The 20,395-nt window shown below is 71.1% G+C and carries 19 protein-coding genes; 9 read left to right on the forward strand and 10 right to left on the reverse strand.

Going from position 1 to position 20,395, the window contains the following annotated elements:
• Position 1: 1 nt before the first annotated feature.
• Complete coding sequence (gene fumC / locus LL946_RS06210) at positions 2-1,420, reverse strand: class II fumarate hydratase (protein WP_404385862.1); 1,419 nt, start codon at positions 1,418-1,420, stop codon at positions 2-4.
• A gap of 46 nt (positions 1,421-1,466) precedes the next feature.
• On the opposite strand from fumC, the gene LL946_RS06215 reads away from it, so the two are divergent.
• The 3 genes from LL946_RS06215 to LL946_RS06225 are packed head-to-tail and all read left to right on the forward strand — an operon-like array spanning position 1,467 to position 3,797.
• Positions 1,467-2,267 carry an HAD-IIA family hydrolase gene (locus LL946_RS06215; protein ID WP_404385864.1) on the forward strand — a complete coding sequence of 267 codons (801 nt, stop codon included), beginning with the start codon at positions 1,467-1,469 and terminating at the stop codon, positions 2,265-2,267.
• Positions 2,264-3,349: a GNAT family N-acetyltransferase gene (locus tag LL946_RS06220; protein ID WP_404385866.1), complete on the forward strand. Its 1,086-nt coding sequence runs from the start codon at positions 2,264-2,266 to the stop codon at positions 3,347-3,349. Before LL946_RS06215 ends, LL946_RS06220 begins: the two co-directional genes overlap by 4 nt.
• Positions 3,350-3,404: 55 nt before the next feature.
• Positions 3,405-3,797, forward strand: coding sequence for a VOC family protein (locus LL946_RS06225; RefSeq protein WP_404385868.1), 393 nt, complete (start codon positions 3,405-3,407; stop codon positions 3,795-3,797).
• 194 nt (positions 3,798-3,991) lie between these two features.
• Here the strand turns inward: LL946_RS06225 and LL946_RS06230 are convergent, their stop codons facing one another.
• Together LL946_RS06230 and LL946_RS06235 are read right to left on the reverse strand one after the other, a co-directional pair.
• Positions 3,992-4,669, reverse strand: coding sequence for a sirohydrochlorin chelatase (locus tag LL946_RS06230; RefSeq protein ID WP_404385870.1), 678 nt, complete (start codon positions 4,667-4,669; stop codon positions 3,992-3,994).
• Between the two features lie 61 nt (positions 4,670-4,730).
• Positions 4,731-6,509 (reverse strand): ABC transporter ATP-binding protein, encoded by a 1,779-nt coding sequence (locus LL946_RS06235; RefSeq protein WP_404385872.1) that lies wholly within the window; start codon positions 6,507-6,509, stop codon positions 4,731-4,733.
• 77 nt (positions 6,510-6,586) lie between these two features.
• On the opposite strand from LL946_RS06235, the gene LL946_RS06240 reads away from it, so the two are divergent.
• From LL946_RS06240 to LL946_RS06250, 3 genes are all read left to right on the forward strand, one after another.
• Positions 6,587-7,774 (forward strand): thiolase family protein, encoded by a 1,188-nt coding sequence (locus LL946_RS06240; RefSeq protein WP_404385874.1) that lies wholly within the window; start codon positions 6,587-6,589, stop codon positions 7,772-7,774.
• Positions 7,775-7,805: 31 nt separating this feature from the next.
• Positions 7,806-8,675: a tryptophan 2,3-dioxygenase gene (kynA, locus tag LL946_RS06245; RefSeq protein ID WP_404385876.1), complete on the forward strand. Its 870-nt coding sequence runs from the start codon at positions 7,806-7,808 to the stop codon at positions 8,673-8,675.
• Between the two features lie 144 nt (positions 8,676-8,819).
• Entirely contained in the window at positions 8,820-9,542 is a 723-nt protein-coding gene (locus tag LL946_RS06250; protein ID WP_404385878.1) for a CHAP domain-containing protein, read from the forward strand.
• An 85-nt stretch (positions 9,543-9,627) separates the two neighbouring features.
• Here LL946_RS06250 and LL946_RS06255 read toward each other — a convergent pair whose 3' ends face one another.
• From LL946_RS06255 to LL946_RS06265, 3 genes are all read right to left on the reverse strand, one after another.
• Positions 9,628-10,476 carry a hypothetical protein gene (locus LL946_RS06255; RefSeq protein ID WP_404385880.1) on the reverse strand — a complete coding sequence of 283 codons (849 nt, stop codon included), beginning with the start codon at positions 10,474-10,476 and terminating at the stop codon, positions 9,628-9,630.
• A gap of 93 nt (positions 10,477-10,569) precedes the next feature.
• The gene (locus LL946_RS06260; protein WP_404385882.1) at positions 10,570-13,839 is read right to left on the reverse strand and encodes a BTAD domain-containing putative transcriptional regulator; all 3,270 of its coding nucleotides are present in this window, start codon (positions 13,837-13,839) and stop codon (positions 10,570-10,572) included.
• Between the two features lie 156 nt (positions 13,840-13,995).
• A complete protein-coding gene (locus LL946_RS06265) occupies positions 13,996-14,922 on the reverse strand; it encodes a hypothetical protein (protein ID WP_404385884.1) in 927 nt (308 codons plus the stop codon).
• Positions 14,923-15,065: 143 nt separating this feature from the next.
• Here LL946_RS06265 and LL946_RS06270 point away from each other — a divergent pair, with 143 nt between their 5' ends.
• Together LL946_RS06270 and LL946_RS06275 are read left to right on the forward strand one after the other, a co-directional pair.
• A complete protein-coding gene (locus tag LL946_RS06270) occupies positions 15,066-15,686 on the forward strand; it encodes a TetR/AcrR family transcriptional regulator C-terminal ligand-binding domain-containing protein (protein WP_404385886.1) in 621 nt (206 codons plus the stop codon).
• On the forward strand, positions 15,683-17,290 hold the full coding sequence (locus tag LL946_RS06275) for an MFS transporter (RefSeq protein ID WP_404385888.1): 1,608 nt from the start codon (positions 15,683-15,685) through the stop codon (positions 17,288-17,290). Before LL946_RS06270 ends, LL946_RS06275 begins: the two co-directional genes overlap by 4 nt.
• A 63-nt stretch (positions 17,291-17,353) precedes the next feature.
• Here the strand turns inward: LL946_RS06275 and LL946_RS06280 are convergent, their stop codons facing one another.
• From LL946_RS06280 to LL946_RS06295, 4 genes are read right to left on the reverse strand one after another with little or no spacing between them, the layout of a single operon-like run.
• On the reverse strand, positions 17,354-17,716 hold the full coding sequence (locus tag LL946_RS06280; protein ID WP_404385890.1) for a TfoX/Sxy family protein: 363 nt from the start codon (positions 17,714-17,716) through the stop codon (positions 17,354-17,356).
• A 36-nt stretch (positions 17,717-17,752) separates the two neighbouring features.
• Entirely contained in the window at positions 17,753-18,163 is a 411-nt protein-coding gene (locus tag LL946_RS06285; protein WP_404385892.1) for an MmcQ/YjbR family DNA-binding protein, read from the reverse strand.
• Positions 18,163-18,843 (reverse strand): DUF2461 domain-containing protein, encoded by a 681-nt coding sequence (locus tag LL946_RS06290; RefSeq protein ID WP_404385894.1) that lies wholly within the window; start codon positions 18,841-18,843, stop codon positions 18,163-18,165. Before LL946_RS06290 ends, LL946_RS06285 begins: the two co-directional genes overlap by 1 nt.
• Positions 18,812-19,081: a hypothetical protein gene (locus LL946_RS06295; protein WP_404385896.1), complete on the reverse strand. Its 270-nt coding sequence runs from the start codon at positions 19,079-19,081 to the stop codon at positions 18,812-18,814. The genes LL946_RS06290 and LL946_RS06295 overlap by 32 nt, the downstream gene beginning before the upstream one ends.
• Before the next feature lie 295 nt (positions 19,082-19,376).
• On the opposite strand from LL946_RS06295, the gene LL946_RS06300 reads away from it, so the two are divergent.
• Entirely contained in the window at positions 19,377-20,375 is a 999-nt protein-coding gene (locus LL946_RS06300; protein WP_404385898.1) for a nucleotidyltransferase, read from the forward strand.
• Positions 20,376-20,395: the final 20 nt, after the last annotated feature.

Raw genomic sequence — 20,395 nt, forward strand, 5'->3', positions numbered from 1 at the left:
CTCAGGGATGGGTCATGTCCTCCGGGACGACCCACGCGTCGAACTCCTCCGCCGTGAGGTCGCCGGAGGCCAACGCCGACTCGCGCAGGCTGAGGCCCTGCTTGTGCGCGTTCTTCGCGATGGCCGCGGCTTTGTCGTAGCCGATGTGCCGGTTGAGCGCGGTGACGAGCATGAGGTTGCTCGCGAGGTTGGCCTCGATCCGCTCGGTGTTGGGCTCGATCCCCCGGGCGCAGTGCGCGGTGAACGACCGGCAGCCGTCGGCGAGCAGCCGCGTGGACTCGAGGACGGCGTGCGCCATGACCGGCTTGTAGACGTTGAGCTGGAAGTTGCCCTGCGACCCGGCGAAGGCCACCGTCGCGTCGTTGCCGAAGACCCGCGTCGCCACCATCGTCAGCGCCTCGGCCTGGGTCGGGTTGACCTTGCCCGGCATGATCGAGCTGCCCGGCTCGTTCTCGGGGATCCGCAGCTCGCCCAGCCCGTTTCGCGGCCCGGAGGCGTACCAGCGCACGTCGTTGGCGAGCTTCATGAGCACCCCGCCGAGGGTGCGCAGCCCGGCGCTGACGCCGACGAGCGCGTCGTGGGCCGACAGGGCCGCGAAGAGGTCCGGTGCCTGCCGGAACGCCTGGCCCGTCTCGGCCGCGATCTTCTCGGCGGCGAGCCGGCCGAAGTCCGGGTGCGCGTTGAGGCCGGTCCCGACCGCGGTGCCACCGATCGCGAGAGCGCGAGTGGACTCGACGGCATACGAGAGGGCCTGCATCGCGTCGTCGAGCTGCGCGACCCAGCCACCGAAGACCTGACCGAGGGTCACGGGCGTGGCGTCCTGGAGGTGGGTGCGGCCCACCATGACGACGTCCTTGTATGCCGTCCGCTTGCCGTCGAGGACTTCGCGCAGCTCCGCGACCGCAGGCTCGAGCCGCTCGACGACCTCGAGCACGACGGCGATGTGCATGGCCGTGGGGAAGGTGTCGTTGCTCGACTGCCCGCGGTTGACGTGGTCGTTGGGGTGCACCGGCGTCTTGGACCCGCGCTCGCCGCCGGCGAGCTCGATGGCGCGGTTCGACACGACCTCGTTGGCGTTCATGTTGGACTGCGTGCCCGAGCCGGTCTGGAAGACGACGAGCGGGAAGTGCTCGTCGAGCGAGCCGGAGATGACGTCGTCGGCCGCGCGCACGACGAGGTCGGCGACGTCGGAGGGCAGCTCGCCCAGCTCGCCGTTCGCCTGTGCCGCAGCCTTCTTGAGGATGCCAAGGGCGCGGATCATCGGGCGCCCCCAGATGAACGTGTCGCGCCCGATGTCGAAGTTCTCGATGCTCCGCTGGGTCTGCGCGCCCCAGTACGCGTCCGCGGGAACCTCGATGGAACCCATCGTGTCGGACTCGGTCCGGTGTGCCACGCCGTCGGTGTCGTCAGGATGCGCCATGCCTCCACCGTAGGCACCACAATGGCGGAATGACAGAGGCAGCACGATGACCGAGCCGCAGCCGATCGAGACCTGGCTCACCGACATGGACGGTGTCCTCGTCCACGAGGAGCACGCGATCCCCGGTGCGACCGAGTTCATCGGCGCGCTCAAGACCGCGCAGCGTCCCTTTCTCGTCCTCACCAACAACTCGATCTACACGGCGAGGGACCTGCGGGCGCGGCTCCTCGCGAGCGGCATCGACGTCCCCGAGGAGTCGATCTGGACCTCGGCGATGGCGACCGCGCAGTTCCTCGCCGACCAGCGACCCGGGGGCACGGCATACGTCGTCGGCGAAGCCGGCCTCACCACGGCGCTGCACGACGTCGGCTACATCCTCACGAGCCGCAAGCCCGACTACGTCGTCCTCGGCGAGACCCGCACCTACTCGTTCGAGCAGATCACCCAGGCCATCCGGCTCATCGAGAAGGGCGCCCGCTTCATCGCGACCAACCCCGACGTCAGCGGTCCCTCGACCGAGGGCACGCTGCCCGCCACGGGCTCGGTCGCCGCGCTCATCTCGACCGCGACCGGGCGCCAGCCCTACTTCGTCGGCAAGCCCAACCCGCTCATGATGCGCAGCGCCCTCAACCGGCTCGACGCCCACTCCGAGTCGACCGTCATGATCGGCGACCGGATGGACACCGACATGGTCTCCGGCCTCGAGGCGGGTCTGCGCACGGTCCTCGTCCTCACCGGCTCCACCCGACCGGCCGACGTCGAGCTGTTTCCCTACCGGCCCACCGCCGTGATGGACTCGATCGCCGACCTTGTCCCGATCGTGGAGTCCGGAGGACCCATCGCATGACGTCGCAGACGCCAGATCCGCTGTCCGAGAGCCGGATCGCGCCGCACCAGTCCGGACTTCCCGACCTCTCGGGTATGCCGTCCGGCTGGGTCGCGCGCGTCCCCTCCCGCGACGACGTGACCGCCCTGGTGTCGCTGGCCGAGGCCCACCAGCGGATGGCCAAGGGCTCGGGCTCGGTGGACGTCGACGTCGTCGAGAGCAACGTCGCCGGCACCGGCTCGTGGACCCGGCACCAGGCGATCGTCACCGACGCCGACGGGCGCATCGTCGGCTGGTCGACGGTCCACGACCGCGCCGGTGGGCGAACCCTCGTCGAGGTGACCGTGGCCGTCGAGGGTGTGGACGACGCCGACGCGGAGGCCCTCGCGACCTCGCTCTTCACGTGGGCCGAGGAGGCCGGACGGGTCATTGCGGCCGGTCGCGAGCTCGGCGGCACCCAGCTCGACTCCGGCGCCTACGCCGACGACGAGCGGCAGCGCAGGTGGCTGACCGCCGCGGGCTACCGGCAGACCCGGACCTGGCTGCAGATGTCACGACCGGTCACCGCGGACGAGGCTGGCGAGGGCGTCCTTCCCGGGCCCCGCGAGGGGGTGACGATCCGGCGGGTCGCCAAGCACGACAACGGCCTGCCCGTCGCCGCCGACCTCCAGACGGTGCACCGGATGCTCGAGGAGTCCTTCGCCGACCACTTCAACAGCTACCGCGAGTCCTTCCCCGAGTTCCTGTCCCGCCTGCGCGAGGACCCCGGCCACCGGTGGGACCACTGGTGGATCGCGGAGGTCGACGTCGACGGCGAGACCGTCCCGGGCGGTGCCCTCGTCGCGACGATCCTCCCGCCCGACGACTCCGGCGAGTTCGGCAGCTACGTCGACTACATCGGCGTCCACCGGCTCGCCCGCGGCCGTGGCGTCGCGAAGTCGCTGCTGCACACCGTGATTCGTGATGCGGCCTCGCGCGGTCACAACCGCGTCGGGCTCGAGGTCGACGCCGACTCCCCGACCGGCGCGGATGGGCTCTACCTCTCGATGGGGTGGGTCACGGCATACAGGACGGAGTCCTGGCACCGCGACATCACGACCTGACCCCGTCACGCTGACGGGCCTTCCAGGGACCGCCGGACGGGCCTACCGTGGAGGCATGATCACTGCCGTCCACACCCTGGTCTACTCGGACGACGCCCCGGCGACGCGGGCCTTCTTCCGCGAGGTGCTGCGGTGGCCCTCCGCCAGTGACGAGGTCGCCGAGGGCGAGCCGGAGTGGCCGATCTTCCGCTCCGGCCCCAGCGAGCTCGGTGTGCACCCGACGAGCGGTGAGGGCGGCGACCACGCGCCCCGGCACCACTCGATCTCGCTCATGTGCGACGACCTCACCGCGACGATGGACGAGCTGCGTTCGCGCGGTGCGACGTTCACCACCGACCCGGTCGACCGTGGGTTCGGCGTCGTGGTCTTCATGGCCGTGCCGGGCGCCGACGACATGATGCTCTACGAGCCGCACCACGCGGTCGCGCACGACCTTCCGGCGGAGTGAGTCCGGGGTGCAGCTTCGTGGGTCACGGCACACCGGACCGAGCCCTGGCACCGCGACATCACGACCAGTCCTGCCTCCGGCTGATCCGCCCGGTCACACACAGTCCGGTCACACACAGGGGTGTTCGCGCGCCGATAGCCGATAGGTGTTCCTGAATACCTATAGGTCATCGACCCGGTGGACGACCTCATGGGTCAGCCCGAGCCGAGGCGGCTGAGGATGACGGCGAGGACGGCGTCGTCGTCGCACAGCGGGGCACTGACGTGGTCGGCACCCGCGTCGGCGAGCCGGTCGTGGAAGAAGCCCTCGGCGAGGAGGTACGTCGCAACCGCGACCGTCGCCGCCCCGTCGGCACGGGCGGCGGCGACCGCCTCCGGGACCGACGGCGACGTCCCGGAGGCATAGGCCACGGTCACCGGGCCGTCCCACTCCAGGGCGAGCTGCTCCGCCGCCACCTCGACGTCCTCGGCGGCCTCGGCGCGGCTCGACCCGGCGGCCGCGAGGACGACGTGCGACGGCTCGGGGACCGCGGCGTCCCGGAGCCGGCCGGCGAGCAGGGCCGCCAGCAGCGGGTCGGGTCCCAGCTGGGCCACCGCGCGCGACCCCGGGTGAGCGGCGACGGCCTCGGCGATGTCGACGTCGACGTGGAAGCCGCGGCTGAGCAGCAGTGGCACGACGACGACCGACGAGTGCCGGCCCATGACGTCGTCGAGCGCGTCACCGACCAGCGGCGTCTGGACGTCGACGTAGGCGAGCGCGACCTCCTGGCTCGGCAGGGCCTCGGCGACCCGGCTTGCGAGACGGCGCACCGTCTCCGCGCCTCGCTGGTCCCGGGTGCCGTGGGCGACGAGGACGACTGCGCTGGAATCCATGCCCCGCAGTCCAGCACATGCCGGGTGCGAGGTGGTCCTCACGGCACTCCCAAAGCGCGGGTCAGAGCTCGCCGGTCTGCACCTTCCACAGCGAGGCATAGATGCCCCCGGTGGCGAGGAGCTCGTCGTGCGTCCCGGACTCGGCCACCCGGCCGGCGTCGAGGACCCAGATGCGGTGGGCGTGCCGGACCGTCGAGAGCCGGTGCGCGACGACGATCGCCGTGCGGTCGACGGTGGCCCGGCGCAGCGACGCCTGGATGGCGGCCTCGGTCTCGTTGTCGACCGCACTCGTCGCCTCGTCGAGGACGAGCACGGCGGGGTCGCGCAGGAGGGCCCGGGCGAGGGCCAGCCGCTGTCGTTGGCCGCCGGAGAGGTTGACCCCGCGCTCGCCGAGCAGCGAGTCGAACCCCTCGGGCAGGGCGTCGATGAAGTCCACGGCGGCGGCCGCCACCGCGGCCTCGCGGACCTCCTCACGGCTGGCGTCGGGACGGCCGTAGGCGATGTTGTCGGCGACCGACCCCGAGAAGATGTAGACGTCCTGGGCGACGTAGCCCATCGACCCGCGCAGCGAGTCCCAGTCGAGCTCGCGCACGTCGCGCCCGTCGAGCAGGACCGCGCCGTCCCGCGGGTCGTCGAAACGGAGGACGAGCCGCAGCAGCGTGGACTTCCCCGAGCCGGTAGCCCCGACGATCGCGTGCGTCTCGCCTGCCGGGATGTCCATGTCGATCTCGTGCAGGACGGTCGGCCCCTCGCCGTAGCCGGCCCGCACGCCGCGGAGCTCGACGGCGCCCCGGACCGGTCGCTGCAGGGCGCCGGTGCCCGCAGGCACGGTGACCGGCTCGTCGAGCAGGCGCAGGATCCGACCCGCCGAGGCCCGGCCGCGCTGGTAGAGGTCGAGCACCGTCGCCACCTCGGTGAGCGGCCAGAGCAGTCGCTGCGTCATGAAGACGAGCACCGAGTAGAGGCCGACCTCGAGCTCACCGCGCAGGGTCGCCCAGCCACCGAAGAGGAGGGTGCACGTGAAGCCCGCGAGGATCGCCATCCGGACGAGCGGGACGAACGCGGCGCTGGAGCGGATGGCGTCGACGTTGGCCTGCCGGTATGCCGTGGACAGCGCCGCGATCCGGTCCCGCTCGCGCGCCTCGGCAGTGAACGCCTTGATGGTCGAGATGCCGGCGAGGTTGGCGCTCAGCGCACCCGAGAGGTCCGACACCGTCTCGCGGACGCGTGCGTAGAGCGGCTCCAGCCGGCGCTGGAAGAGCAGTGACCCGCCGATGACGACCGGGATGGGCAGGAACGCGAGGACGAAGAGCTGCACACTGGACGCCGCGAAGACGGCACCGACGAGCACGACGTTGAGCGCGGTCTGCAGGATCGCCGCCGCCCCGACGTCGAGGAACCGCTCGAGCTGGTTGACGTCGTCGTTGAGGGTGGCCAGGGTCGTGCCGCTCGCCCTTCCCTCGTGCCAAGACATGTCCAGGTGCTGCGCGTGGTCGTACGCCTCCACCCTGAGGTCGTGCTCGACGCCCTGGGCGAGGCCCCGCCAGAGCACGTCGGCGACGTACTGGGACAGCGACTCGATGACCCAGACGACCACGTTGAAGGCCGCCAGCCAGCCGAGCTGGGCGTAGCGGGACTCGACCCCGAGGAGCGATCCGATCCACGAGTCGTCGCCGCGCACGACGACGTCCACGGCCGCGCCGATGAGCAGCTCCGGCACGACGTCCGCGACCTTGTTGACGGTGGACATCGTCACCGCGGCGACCAGTCGGCCGCGATAGCGGCGGTGCCGCTGCCAGAGAGCGCTGAGCGGGCGGGCGGGGCCGACTGGACGAGTCACCGCCACACCCTAGGTCCCGCACAGGTCACACCCCGCGGGCCTGTCCCCTCCGGCGGGCGCTTCCTACGATGGACCTCATGACCGACCCCCACGCAGAGAAGATCGTCCTCGTCGACGGCGCCCGCACCCCGATCGGCAGCTTCGGCGGGATGTTCAAGGACGTCCCCGCCCACGAACTCGGTGCCACGGCCGCTCGCGAGGCGCTCGCGCGCGCCGGCGTGGCCGCGGACGACATCGACGAGGTCGTCATGGGGTGCATCGGCCAGGTCGGCCCCGACGCCTACAACGCGCGCCGCGTGGCCCTGGCCGCCGGGCTCCCGAAGTCCACACCGGCATACACCGTCAACCGCCTGTGCGGATCGGGACTGCAGGCGATCTGGTCGGCCGCGATGCAGATGCGCTGGGGCGGCGTGGACCTCGCCCTGGCCGGTGGCGACGAGTCCATGTCGCGTATGCCGTTCTACGACTTCGGTGCCCGCGCGGGCTACCGCCTCGGCAACCGGGAGCTCGTCGATGGCACCGTCATGATGCTCACCGACCCGTTCCACGGCATCCACATGGGCGTCACCGCCGAGAACGTCGCCGACCGCTACGGCGTGAGCCGCGAGGAGCAGGACGAGTTCGCGCTCCGCAGCCAGCAGCTCGCCACGGGCGAGGCCGGCCGGGCCGCCTTCGCCGAGGAGATCACCCCCGTCGAGGTCGGCGGTCGCAAGCCGTTCACCGCCACCGAGGACGAGCACCCCAAGCCGGGCACCACGCTCGAGGCCCTCGCCGGCCTGCGCCCCGCCTTCGCCAAGGAGGGCACCGTCACCGCCGGCAACGCCTCCGGCATCAACGACGGCGCCGCGGCGGTCGTCCTCGCCCGCGAGTCGGTCGCCGCCGAGCGCGGTCTCACCGGCCTCGTGACGCTCGAGGCCGTGACGACCGGCGCCATGGAGCCCGAGCTCATGGGCTACGCGCCGGTGATCGCCCTCGAGAAGCTCTTCGAGCAGACCGGGCTCGGCGCCGACGACATCGACACGTTCGAGGTCAACGAGGCGTTCGCGGCGCAGGCCGTGGCCGTCGTGCGCGACGCCAAGCTCGACCCCGACAAGGTCAACCCCTACGGCGGGGCCATCGCGCTGGGCCACCCCGTCGGCGCGACCGGCGCCATCCTCTCGCTGCGCGTCGCCAAGGACCTGCACCGGCGCGACCTTGAGACCGGCGTCGTGACGATGTGCATCGGTGGCGGCCAGGCCCTCGCCGCCCTCTTCCGCCGCATCTGAGCCACCTCGGCACGAGCTCTAGGGTGGCCCCATGAGCGAGACGTCGAAGGGCAACACCCGGGCCATCGAGTCGGGGATCCACACCGACTTCAGGCACGAGATGAGCTACGGCTCCTACCTGTCCCTCGACGAGCTCCTGGGCGCCCAGCACCCGGTGAGCGACCCGGAGCACCACGACGAGCTGCTCTTCATCATCCAGCACCAGACGTCGGAGCTCTGGCTCAAGCTCGTCCTGCACGAGCTGCGTTCTGCCGCAGCCCTGCTCGCACAGGACGAGATGCGGATCGCCCTCAAGCGCATCGCCCGGGTCAAGCACATCCAGCGCACCCTCACCGACCAGTGGTCCGTTCTCGCGACCCTCACCCCGACCGAGTACAGCGAGTTCCGCGGCTACCTCGGCCACGCGTCGGGCTTCCAGTCCTGGCAGTACCGCGCCGTCGAGTTCATGCTCGGCAACAAGCACCGCGGCATGCTCAAGGTCCACGAGGCCGACCCTGCCGCGCACGCGATCCTCGAGGAGCTGCTCGAGGCGCCGAGCATCTACGACGAGTTCCTCAGGTACCTCGCCCGACGTGGGTATGCCGTCCCGCGCGAGATCCTGGAGCGCGACGTGAGCGTCGCCCACGTCCCGAACGACGAGCTCGTCCGCGTGCTCACCGAGATCTACGAGGACGCGGAGGACCACTGGGACCTCTACGAGGCGTGCGAGGAGCTCGTCGACCTCGAGGACAACTTCCAGCTGTGGCGCTTCCGCCACCTCAAGACGGTGCAGCGCGTCATCGGCATGAAGACCGGCACCGGCGGCTCGAGCGGCGTCGGGTTCCTCCAGCGCGCCCTCGAGCTCACCTTCTTCCCGGAGCTCTTCTCGGTGCGGACCTCGATCCGCGAGCCCCAGCACTGAGGGCCCAGCACTGAAGGGCCCAGCACCGACGAGCCCCACGCCACCAGCCACGACGTGCGGAGCGGATCCGCAGTGGTTTCGCAGCGGCGCCGCGCACTCTCTCCCTGCGGGCACCCGCACGCAACCCACGAGAGGGAGACACCCATGAAGGCGCGCACCATCGCCGCACTCGCGGTCTCGGCCATGTCGGCCGGACTGGTCGCTGCGGTCCCGACAGCACAGACACAGCAGCAGCCAGCCGAGACCTCCACGGTCATGAGCACCCAGGCCGCCGCCATGGCCCTGTCGACCCTGCGGCAGGACACCGTGAACCGGGCCAACACCCTGCTCGCCGCCGAGCTCTCCTACAAGGACGCGTCCGGCACGATCCGGCTCAGCCGCCAACCGAGCGCGGACCGCAACGTGCTCGAGATCGACGGCAGCAACACCAACCGCAACGAGCTCAACGACTACAGCGCGGGGTACGCCAGCGGGCTCGACTGGTGCGGCTACTTCGTCGCGCGGACCTGGACGGGCACCAACACCCCCGACCCCGCGGCATACCCACGCATCCCCACCTACTACATGAGGTCCCAGGCCTGGCGCACCGACGCCCAGACGCCCTACCACCGCTTCTCGCAGACCCGGCTGCCCCAGCCCGGTGACGTCCTCGTGTGGCAGAACGGCGCCGGTTCCCCCGGCGTGGACAACGGCTCGGCCACGGGACACGTCGGGGTCGTCACCGCCGTCAACACCACCACCAAGGTCGTCACGAGCGTCGAGGGCAACGTCGCCGGCGACGAGATCCGCCGCTTCACCTACGCCTGGGACGTGGACGGTCCGACGAAGGACGACAAGCACTTCATGGGGCACACCTCGCGAGAGTGACCCGGCCCCACGAGAGAAGCGAGGCGGTATGCCGGGTGCGCACCCGGCATACCGCCTCGCTCGTCTGCGTCCTCGTGCGTCCCTGTCAGAGGGAGCGCTGGTACTGCTCCCACCAGACGAGCGGGCGGTCGGTGCCGGCCGTCGAGTCGCTGCACGAGACACCTTCTCCGCCGAATCGGAACTGGTGGATCTGGCACAGGCTCCGGTGCGAGCCGTAGGCCACCCACGGGTCGCCCACGGCGATGGCGTGGATGTGCTCGTTGCCGGCCCAGTTGCGGAACCACGCGGCGAAGCCGACCTCGCGCAGCGCCGCGACCCGCGCGCTCGTCCTGGCCGGGGCGTCGTTGACCCGGATGTCGATGACGCCACCGCCGACGTGGGTGCCGGCCGACGCCTCGGCCCCGCCACGCCCCTGGGTGATGGTCATGTCGCTGTCGCTGAGGGCCTCGGCCTTGCGGAACATGGCCCGCGTGCGCTCGTTGACGGCCTCGCCGTTCTCCGTGACCCACGACCCCTGGTCCACCTTGTGGCTCAGGGTGAAGCGGTTCGGCGCCAGCTCGTTGAGCTCGAAGAGGCTGGGCAGGCCGTTGGTGGACCACGGGTTGTCGGTCGTGTGCACGCGGTTCTCCCAGACGCGCCACGCATCCATCGTCGCCCGTCCGAAGTGACCGTCGGTGTCGGTCGAGGCCAGCAGGCCCTTGGCGCGCAGGGCCGCCTTGACGGTCCTCACCGAGTCCTCGGCGCCGGCGGTCAGGCCCCGGTCCGGCTTGCTCGGGTCGAGCTGAGCCGCGAGCACGAGGCGCTCGTGGTTGACGTCCGGCAGTGCCGCCAGCTCGGCCGGCGCGCTGTGGGCGGGGCCGCCGGCCAGGCCCAGGGACGCCGCCGCGGCCAGGGTGGCGAATGTTGCGATGGCACCACGTCGAACAGTGCTCATGGAGTGTCCTCTCCCTCGGGGTGGGCCTGGGGTGGCCTCGGTCCCCGGAGCGAACCAGCCGGCGCTGCGAAGCCGCTGCGGATCGGCTGCGGTTCAGGCGACGCCGTGCCCGTCGTGGCCCGACCGTCCACGCGCGAGGTGGCCGCCGCGGCGCGAGCGGATGAGGGCGGCGAGCCGGGCGATGATCTCGTCGAGCTCGGCGTTGTCGGTCAGGCCGCAGCGCACGAGGCAGTCACGCTCGGACTCGAACACCTCGATGGCCTCGGGCAAGCGGTCCTGCAGCTGGAGCACCCGGCCCAGGTCGCGCAGGCTGGCCGCCCGGCTCAGCGGCCGGTCGAGCCGTTCGAAGCCGGCGATGCTGTCGCGCAGCACCGACTCACTCTCGGCGAGCCTCCCGAGCGCCGCACGCGCACGGCCGAGTGTGCGCTGGGCGCGGTGGAGCATGAAGTCGTCGTGGCGCACGGCCGCCTGCTCGACGGCCTGCTCGGCGCCCGGCAACGCCTGGAGCGGCTCGCCCATCTGGACGAGGATGTCGGCGCGCGTGTCGAGGACTGCCGTGAGCCCGTTGACGTCGCCGAGCCGGGTGAAGAGCTCCATGGCGTGGTCGCAGAGCGGCAGGCCCGCGGCGTACTCGCCCAGTCTGCGGTGGACCCGGGCCAGCGCGAAGAGGGCCGTGGCGGAGCCCGACCAGTCCTCGATCCCCTCGAACAGCCGGGTCGCCTCGAGGAGGTGCTCGCGACCCGGCTCGAGGACGTCGTAGTCGTCGAGCAGGCTCCCCCAGGCGAGCGCGACGTAGGCGCGCACCACGGGGTCGACGGCGTCGTCGCTCGAGCGGGTCGCCCAGTCGAGGGCCTCCTCGGCCGCGGCCCGCTCGCCGTTGGCGCGGTGGGCCCGCCCGAGGACGACCGCGGCGACGATGGCACCGGCCACGTCACCGTCGAGGAGCATCGTGCGGCGGGCCCGGGTGGCGAGCGTGGCGGCGAGCCGTGACGACGCGGACTCGTGGCGCAGGTGGGCCTCGACGAGGTCGAGGTGGGCGAGCCCTCGCCGCTCGTCGACGTGGTCGGGATCGAGGTGCTCGCGCACCGCGTCGGCGACGGCGAACCACCGGTCGAGCTCCAGGCCGTTCTGGGCGTGCTGGCCGAGGACCACGAGCAGGCGCCACGCGGTGGCCGGGTCGGTCCCGGCGACCTCGCGGGCGCAGAGGACGAACGTGTCCTGCTCCGTGCGCAGGAACGCCAGCGCCTCCTCGGCGTCGACGGCGCCGCTGACCCGTGGCAGCCGCCCGCCGACCGGGCACGGCGGCAGCGGCAGGAACTGCACCGGGTAGGCCTGCGCGTGCGGGAGAGCAGTCACGAGAAGGGTTCTGGCGACGCGGGCGAGGTCGTCGGTGACGTCCGCCGGCGTCTCGGACTGCACGGCATACAGGCGGACGAGGTCGTGGAGGACGAACTGGGTCGAGACGCCCTCGCGCGACTCCGTCTCGAGCAGGTATGCCGCGTGGAGCTCGTCGACGGCCGCGTCACCGTCGCGGCCGTCCCCGACGAGCGACGCGAGCAGCCACCGGCTGGCGGCACGGAACGGGAGCCCGGCGAAGCGGCCGAGGACCTCGCGGGCGGCACCGCTGAGGGGGGCCTCGGCCAGTCCGAGCCCGGCATACACCGCCCGGTCCGACTGCTCGCCGTCCGACTGCCCACTGATCTCCCTGCTCAGCGACGACGCGGCGCGACGCAGCGAGAGGTCGGGACGCGACGCGACGCGCTGGGCCGTGATGCGCAGCAGGAGCGGGAGCCCCAGGCACGCCTGCGCGAGCTGGCGCAGGCCCTCGGCCTCGCCCTCGACCCGGCCGTCGCCGACGAGGCCGCCGAGGAGCCGGGCACTGTCGAGGTCGCCGAGGGCGGTGACGACGATGCGCAGCGTGGGTTCGCACTCGGTGAGGGGCTGCCGGCTCGTGAGGATGGCCGCCGAGGGTGCGCGCGTCGGCAGCAGGTCACGGATGTCGACGCCCGAGCCGATGTCGTCGAGGACGACGAGGAGCCGCTTGGTGTCGAGGATCGAGCGGTACATCGCGACCCGGGCGTCGTGGCCCGCGGGAAGCACGTCGGCCGGCACCCCGAGGAGCTGGAGGAAGTGCGCGAGGACGCTGGAGACCCCGGCACGGCCCGTCTCGCTGTCGAGGTGGAGGTAGAGCGTGCCGTCGGGGAAGGCGTCGCGGAGCCGGTGCGCGGCCTCGACCGCGAGGGTGGTCTTGCCCATGCCGCCGAGACCGGTGACCGCGACGACGGGCGCCGTGCCGGACGTCGCCGTGGCAGCCGCGACAAGCCGCTCCAGCTCTGACTCCCGCCCGACGAGGTGGGCGACGCTGCGCGGCGCGGTGCGCGGGGCGGGGATCCGGCGCAGCGGGAGGAGCTCGCCGGGTGAGCCGGGCTGGCCGGGTGCGTCGTGCTGGCCGGGTGCGTCGTGGGCGGTGGGCGCCTCGCCCGAGGGGTCCTCCGTCGGCGACGAGGCCGGGTGGGGAGCCGAGGTGGCAGCCGGCGTCGACGCCGCTGCCGCCGATCCCGCCGCGCCGGGCGAGCGGGTGGGGCTGGATGCGCGGGGTCCATCGGTCGCGGATGTCGCTCCCCGCGGAACCGCCTCGTCGAAGGTGAGCACCTCCTGGTGGGCGGCCGCGAGGATGGGCCCCGGCCGCACGCCGAGGTCGTCGTCGAGTCGGGAGCGCACGTCGCGGTAGACGCTCAAAGCCTCGGCCTGGCGACCGACACGGACGAGGGTGCGCATGAGGAGGGCGTGGACCTGCTCGTGGAACCGGTGGCGCTGGCTCAGGTGGCCGAGTGAGCTGGCGAGCCCGTCGAGGTGGCCGGTCTCGAGGTCGGCCTCGATGCGCTGGAGGGTGACCTCCAGGCTCTCCTCGTCGATCCTGCGCCGCCGCGCCTCGACGTCGGGGCTGTCGGCCACCCCGCCGAGCGCCGCACCGAGGTTGAGCGCTTCCGCCTCGTGCAGCAGCGCGTGCTTCTCCGGGCTGTCCGCGGGGAGGGCGTGGGCGCGGCGGGTGAGCGCCCCCCGGTGCCCGATGTCGGTCCGGACGACGTCGTCGAGGCGGTAGCCGGCCTCGTGGGTCACGATGAGCCGCGCCGGTGCCACCTTGCGCCGGATCCCCGAGACGACGGCCTGCACCCGGTTGCGCGGCGAGGCGTGTGACCGGCCACCCCAGACCCACTCGGCGAGCGCGTCGACGGTGACCACCCGGTGCTCGGCGACGGCGAGGCCCGCGACCAGCGCCCGCTCGGACGGGGTCAGCGGGACGTCCTGGCCCTCGCTGACCAGCCGCACCATCCCGAGGACGCAGGCGCTGAGTTCGGGCACGGGGGCCACTGCGGGACCTCGCGCCTGGGTGCCAGATGCAGAACGACTGACCACACGGGCGAGGCTAGCGACGCAGGGCACACCTCGCATCAGGAAGAGCCGGGGAGGGCTCCCCTGATCGGGGGGTCGGTGGGCGGCCCGTCCGGGCCAGGAGGGTCAGTGCGTCATCGCAAAGGCAGCCACCACCCCGTTGTGGTCGGACCGGGTGCCGTCGACGACGTAGTGGTTCGTCATCTCCATGAGGCGGCTCGAGGGCACGCGCACCCACTCGTAGATGTAGTCGATCCGGCGGCTGCCGTGCGTCGACAAGTTCGTGACCCCCATCTGCGAGTAGCCCGAACGCAGGCCGGGGATCGCACCGGAGGCCTGGCGCTCCTCGAGCACCGTGTAGGGGAACCGGGAGTACTGCACCCGCTTGTCGTCCTGGTAGTCGACGTTGAAGTCGCCGCTCACGACGACCTGGCCCTGGTCGGACCGGCGGACCGCGAGGTCCCGGATCATCCGGAGGTGCAGCTCGGCGTCCTCGGTGCGGGGCAGGTCGTAGGGGGAGCCGTTGTCGTCGATGTGCGCGTTGAGGTGGCTGTTGATGTGGTTGACGTGGCGGCCACTGGGGATGTGCTCCCAGCTGATCCAGGTGAGGTAGCGCGGCGGGGGCGGCGCGGCGCTGCCCCCGGTGTCGCAGACGAAGGTCGAGCCCCGGTCACCGCTGCTCGTGGGCCGGAACATCGACTTCCTCGCGAGCAGGGGTTCGGCGCCGGGCCACGTCCCGGACGGCATGTGGAGGTGCCACCCGTTGTCGTCGGCCCAGTTCTTCACGGCGTCACGGCGGAACTGCACCTCGTTGAGGCCGAGGAGGTGGCAGTGGTCGGCGATGAGGTTGAGGTCGTGGAGGAAGTCGGCGTGCGACAGGTCGCTGAGGATGTTGAGGTGGCCGACCCGGAAGGTCGACGTCACGGCCGAGGCCGGGCCTGCGGCGCCGACCGAGGCGAGTGCCCCTGCGCCGGCGGCGAGCCCGAGGCGCCCGATCGACCGGCGGCTGAGGAGGGGCGTGGGGTCTGCGGGCCTGTCCGGCGGCGTGTCCATGGGAGCACCGTGGACACCGCCGCTGCGAAGTCGCTGCGGTTTCGCTGCGGGGTGCCCTTGGACTCCTGCTTGCGAAACGAAACCGTTTCGTTCTATCGTACGGAACGACATCGTTTCATCGCACCGAAGGACGACCGCACCCCATGACACCCGAGATCCAGGCCCGACCCCGCGTCGAGGGCGAGCGCGAGCAGGAGATCCTGCGCGCGACGCTCGACGTCCTCGCCGAGGTGGGCTACGACCGGCTGACCATGGATGCGGTCGCCGCTGCGGCCAAGGCGTCGAAGGCGACGCTCTACCGGCGGTGGAGCAGCAAGTCGGCGCTGGTGATCGACGCCGTGCTGGCCCAGAAGGGCCCGACGGCTGCGCCCGACACGGGCAGCCTGCGCGAGGACCTGCTGCAGATGCACTGCGGCGCCGGCGGCGTGACCGACCAGCGGGCGATGAACGTCCTCGCCTCGGTGATCACCGCCGTCAACATCGACCCGGAGTTCGCGACCGCCTTCCGGCGCGACTTCATCGGCCCCAAGGTCGCGGCCGGTCGTGCCGTCTTCGAGCGGGCCCGCGATCGGGGGGAGATCGGCCCCGACGTCGACCTCGACCTCGTCGCCCCCGCGCTGGCCGGGATGGTGCTCCACCGCACCCACCTGCTCGGCGAGCCCCCCAGCACGGCGGTCATCGCCGCGCTCATCGACCAGGTCATCCTCCCGGCCTGTCACGCCACACACACTTCGAAGAAGCACCAGGACAAGGACGACGCATGACCGACGTACGACCCCTCGACGGACCCGCGGCCGACGTCGCGAGGCCACCGCGCGAGCTCAACCTCACGTGGGCACTCGTGCTCATCTCCATCGCCCAGCTCATGATCGTCCTCGACGGGACCATCGCCAACATTGCCCTCCCCTACATCCAGGCCGACCTCGAGATTAGCCAGGCAAACCTCACGTGGGTCGTCACCGGCTATGCGCTGGCCTTCGGCAGCCTGCTCCTGCTCGGCGGCCGGCTGGGTGACCTCTACGGACGTCGCCGGGTCTTCATGGTCGGCCTCGTGGTCTTCGCCGTCGCCTCGCTGCTCGGCGGCTTCGCGACGAGCGAGCCGCTGCTGCTCGCCTCCCGTGCCCTCCAGGGCCTCGGCGCGGCGCTCGCCTCCCCGGCGGCCCTCGCGCTGATCACGACGACGTTCCCGGCGGGACCGGCGCGCAACCGTGCCTTCGCGGTGTATGCCGCGATGTCCGGCGCCGGTGCGGCCGTCGGTCTCATCCTCGGCGGCTGGCTCACGGGCACCTCGCCCGAGATCCTCGGCAGCGCGGTCGACGGCTGGCGCCTGACGTTCCTCATCAACGTCCCGATCGGCCTGGCCGCGGCGTTCCTCGCCCCGCGCTTCCTCAACGAGTCGGAGTCGCACCCCGGTGAGCTCGACCTGCCCGGCGCCCTCACCGGCACGCTCGGCCTGCTCGGTGTCGTCTACGGCCTGTCCCGCGCCGGCACCGAGGGTTGGGGTGACGGCCTGACGATCGCCAGCCTCGTCGCCGGCGTCGCGATGCTCGTGGTCTTCGGGCTCATCGAGCGGAGGGTCACGCACCCCCTGTTGCCCTTCCGGATCTTCACCAGCCGGACCCGCGCCGCCAGTTTCGTGGCGATGTTCTTCGCCCCGGCCGCGATGTTCGCGATGTTCTACTTCCTCAGCCAGTACATCCAGAACGTCATGGGCTACAGCCCCCTCAAGGCCGGCGTGGCGTTCCTGCCGTTCACGGTCGGCATCGTCGTCGGCGCGGGCCTCGCCTCGAACCTGCTCAACCGGGTCAACCCACGGATCATCTCGGGCACGGGCACCCTCATCGCGGCGGGCGCCCTGTACGGCTTCTCGACGCTGCCCTACGACACGTCGTTCCCGGTCCAGGCCGTCACCGGCACCTACGTCGCCGACATCCTGCCGTTCGTCGTCATGATGGCCTTCGGCATGGGGCTCACCTTCGTCCCGGTCACGCTCACCGCCGTCCACCACCTCCGCCCGGAGGAGTCCGGGATCGGGTCCGGTGTCCTCAACACCGCCCAGCAGGTCGGTGGCGCACTCGGCCTCGCGGTGCTGGCCACGGTCGCGACCCAGACCTTCACCGACCGTGGGGCCGAGCTCGCCTCTGCCGGCGCCGCGGCGGTGGCAGCCGGTGGACCTGCTCCGTCTCCCGAGCAGCTGCAGGCGATGGAGGCGGTCGCTCGGCTCCAGGTCTTCACGGAGGGGTCGACGCAGGCCTTCCTCGTCGGCTCGCTCCTCATGCTCGCGGCCTCTGCGGTCATCTGGATCTTCCTCGACGTCAAGCACGAGGAGCTGGCCACCGACGGTCCGGAGCCGGTGCACGTCGGCTGACGACCTCATGAGTGTGGGGAGCGTCCGAGGAGGGCGCTCCCCACACTCATGCCGTCCGCCGTCCTACGTCGCGGTCTTCCGCGCCGGCTTGCGGACCTTCGGCGGCAGGGTCTCGATGTGGGCGCGGGCCCGCTCGAACCAGTCGGCCCTGTCGGCGTCGGACAGGTCCGGGGGCAGCGAGAGCCAGCCGTTCATCGGTCGCTCCGCCGGGCCGAAAGGGCCCGTCCCGGGGACCGACCGCAGCTCGTCGAGCCCGGCTTCGTCGAGCTTGACCCCGAGGGAGTCGCCGAACAGGCCGGCGAACATGTTGCCGTTGACGAACGCGCCGACCGACCCGAACATCGGCTTCACCTCGACGCCCGGGACGCCGGGCACGAGCGTGCGGAAGTGGGCCTTGGCCTCGTCACTGTGCTTGGGCATCTGCATCGCGATCTGCTCCTGTTCGTGGCGTCGTCGGCGCGCTCACCCGAGTGTGTCAGGACCGAGGTGCTCGCGGACGAGCTTCTTGGGAGCCTTGGCTGCCCACGCCTCGACGATGATCTCCTCGAGCTCGTCGCGGTCGAGCTCGCCGATCCGGGAGAGCCTCACGAGCACGCCGGGGTGGCTGCGGAAGTGCGGGATGTCGAAGAACGGGTTGTCGGCCTCGACGAGGGACTGCTTCACACCCATGTCGGGCGTGAAGACGACGAGCAGGTCGTCCCACATCTCGCCCGTCTCGGGGTCGACGGCGGTCTTGTGCGGCATGCGGTAGAGCAGGAAGCCCTTGCCGCGCACCTTCCACGTCAGACGGTCACCCCACGAGATGCCGAGCTCGGTCTCCGGGAGCGAGCCCGCGATCTCGTCGACGTCGCTCGGTCGGGCACCACGGGCCATCACCGCCTCCCGGGCTTCTCGGTGGCCCCGACGTACTGGTCGCACCACTCGATGAGAGGCCGCATCGCGGCCCAGTCCGCCCGCACCCTCTGGGCGACCTCCTCGGCCTCCAGCCAGTCCGGTGTGCCGTGGTCCCGGGACGCCGAGAGGGTCCGGTGCCGCAGCAGCTCGAGTCGCGGATGGTCTGCCGGTATGCCGCGTGGTCGCGTCGCGAGAACGTCGCCTCCGATGTCGAAACCGCTGTCCGACAACGTGTCGACGATCTTCATCAGTCGGGCGCCGACCAGTTCGTCGGCCACGCTCGCGCGGTAGCGCGCCAGCTGGTCCGACTCGGAGGCGTAGAAGCCACCGGCGGTCCGGAGACCGTCGGCCCCGACCTGGACGTACCAGCCCATCCGCGCCGAGGTCGGCACGAAGAGACCCTGGTGGTCCTTGTAGGGCGCCTTGTTCTTGCTGAAGCGCACGTCCCGGTTGGGGCGGAAGAGCTTCGGTTCGCCGAACTCCTCGGTGAGCACGTCACCGAGGTGAGCCATCGGCTCCTGGACGCTCACGGCATACCGCTGCTTGTTGGCGGCCCACCACTCACGGGAGTTGGAGGACTCGAGCTCGCGGTAGAACGCGACCGCGTCGAGCGGGATGCCTGGGACGTCAGCCGAAGCCGTGGGTGGCGAGGGCGTCATGGAGCGCCTCCTCCTCGTAGGACAGGTGGGCGAGCAGGTGTGCGGTGAGCTCGTCGACGGCATCGGCGAGGGCATCGAGGGCGCGGTGGCCGTCACCGCCGTGGCCGGGGTCGGTGACGAGGGCCACGAGCGCGCGGTCGAGCGAGTCGAGCAGGCCTGCGATGACCTCGTGCTCGTCGTGCAGCCGGCTGATGACGGGCTCGAGGTCGGGGTCGGAGCGCAGCAGGTGGGGGAACATGCCGCGGTCCTCGTTGGTGTGGTGACCGGTGACGATCCGGCAGTAGGACTCGCAGTAGGCGCCGAGCGTCCAGTTGTTCTGGCTTCTGTAGCCAGACTACGTCTCTCAACTCCGGGTACCGCACCGCTTGCCACCCGGGTCAGTGTGCCGGTTCTGCGGCACCCAAGAAAGTCTCAGTCTCCGTTGGCGGTCAGGACACAGGTGTGGCGCCCGTCGCTGTCAGTGGCCCGCCCTATCCTCAAAGGAGGGATTGCCCGAAGGGGCGCCCGAGCGACGGCGAGACATTGGAGTGAACGTGGCAATCCTGACCGGCCTCTTCCAGCAGGCATTGAGCAATATCGAGCCTTCAGACGAAGATAAGCAGAACGCGCCGAAGGCCCATAAGGACGTTAGTGGTGCGCTGGGAGGGGACGACCAACTCGTCGAGTGGGGAACGGATCCGATCCTGATTGGGTCCTACAAGCGCAACGTTTCGATCCAACGGGTTAAGGATGTGGACGTTTTTTGTCGCTTGAATGACCTACCCGCCGACGTGGGACCGGCTGACCTGCTCGACCACTTCCACGAGGTGCTCGCGGAAGAGTTCGGGGGAGATCGAGTTGATCGGCAGGCTCGCTCGGTCAAGGTCGCCTTCCCTGCCTTCGATGACCTCCACGTCGACGCGGTCCCCGCTCGGCCCCGGTCCGACGGCACGTGGGAAATCCCGCAGCACGAGCCCGAGGAGGGTTGGCAGGTCACCAACCCTGACGCCCTGACGAGCCTGTCGTCTGAGATGAACGCCGAACACAACGAGTACTACGTGAAGAACGTGAAGTTGCTCCGGCAGACCCGCCGTACATTGCTGGGCAAGCGACCAGGTGGGCTCATGGTCGAGATGGCGCTCTACGAGGCCTATCGCACTGGTCTGGTCTCGGGAGACTCCCAGGCCAAGCAGTACGTGACTGGCATCGAAGCAGTCGCCAAGATCATCGCGGATTACGTCGACTCGGGCGTCGAGATCCCGGATCCCACACTCGACGGTGGCGTGCTGTCGTTTCGGGCCACCGATGCTCAGTGGCAGGACGCCAAGGACAAGTTCGCCGATGCCGCCATCCGCGCGCGTAGCGCGCTTACGGAGTCTGACCTAGGGCTGTCAGCCAAGGGCTACGCGGATCTTCTGGGCGGCAACGACGAACATGAGTCCGTCTTTCCAATGCCCGAGGGTTACAACGACGATGGCACCAAACGTGCGGAGGGCGCACCGCTTACTCCCGGCGACCCGCATGTTCCGGCAGGGGACAGCAAGTTCGGGTGACCGAAATAGACGCCAGCAGG

It is taken from the genome of Knoellia locipacati, assembly GCF_044791685.1.
Classification (GTDB): Bacteria; Actinomycetota; Actinomycetes; order Actinomycetales; family Dermatophilaceae; genus Knoellia; species Knoellia locipacati_A.